This window comes from Exiguobacterium sp. UBA3968 (assembly GCF_002385115.1).
Taxonomy (GTDB): Bacteria; Bacillota; Bacilli; order Exiguobacteriales; family Exiguobacteriaceae; genus Exiguobacterium_A.
Window position 1 is genome coordinate 2,271 of the sequence record NZ_DGCW01000001.1, and the last position, 440, is coordinate 2,710.

The 440-nt window shown below is 52.5% G+C and carries 1 pseudogene; it reads right to left on the bottom strand.

The window, feature by feature from the left end:
* Window positions 1-440, bottom strand: a pseudogene (locus tag B3S86_RS00030) (DNA-directed RNA polymerase subunit beta'); the annotation flags it as partial.

Here is a 440-nt window from a genome sequence, read left to right on the forward strand (position 1 = left end):
ACCTTTACGCGCACCGTGTGTCGAGATGAAGTATTCCTGTACCGTTAGACCCTCACGGAACGATGATTTGATCGGGAGCTCGATGATCCGTCCACTTGGAGCGGCCATGAGTCCACGCATACCAGCGAGCTGCGTGAAGTTCGACGCGTTACCACGGGCACCGGAGTCACTCATCATGAAGATCGGGTTGAGACGGTTGAGGGATTTCATCAGACGAGACTGAATTTCATCCTTCGCATCATTCCACGATTTAACGACGCGCTCATAGCGCTCGTCTTCTGTGATGAGACCACGACGGTACGATTTCATGACGCGGTCGACATTGTCCTGGGCTTCAACAAGAATCTCTTGTTTATCCGGAAGAACGATGATGTCCGCGATCCCTACCGTGATACCGGCACGAGTCGAGTGTTTGAATCCGAGGTTTTTCATGCGGTCGA